Origin of the sequence: Klebsiella sp. HN106 (genome assembly GCF_051209435.1) — a bacterium.
GTDB classification, from domain to species: domain Bacteria; phylum Pseudomonadota; class Gammaproteobacteria; order Enterobacterales; family Enterobacteriaceae; genus Klebsiella; species Klebsiella oxytoca.
In genome coordinates this window covers 1-251 of the sequence record NZ_JBLURD010000317.1, presented here as the reverse complement: position 1 = coordinate 251, position 251 = coordinate 1, and the positions used below count along the sequence as shown (strand labels likewise).

Annotated in this window: 1 rRNA gene; it reads left to right on the top strand. The window is 56.2% G+C overall.

Annotated elements, in window-relative coordinates:
• Positions 1–251, top strand: a 16S ribosomal RNA gene (locus ACSIPU_RS31360); the annotation flags it as partial.

The window sequence follows — 251 nt, the reverse complement described above, 5'->3', positions numbered from 1 at the left end:
TGCAAGTCGAACGGTAGCACAGAGAGCTTGCTCTCGGGTGACGAGTGGCGGACGGGTGAGTAATGTCTGGGAAACTGCCCGATGGAGGGGGATAACTACTGGAAACGGTAGCTAATACCGCATAATGTCGCAAGACCAAAGAGGGGGACCTTCGGGCCTCTTGCCATCGGATGTGCCCAGATGGGATTAGCTTGTAGGTGAGGTAACGGCTCACCTAGGCGACGATCCCTAGCTGGTCTGAGAGGATGACC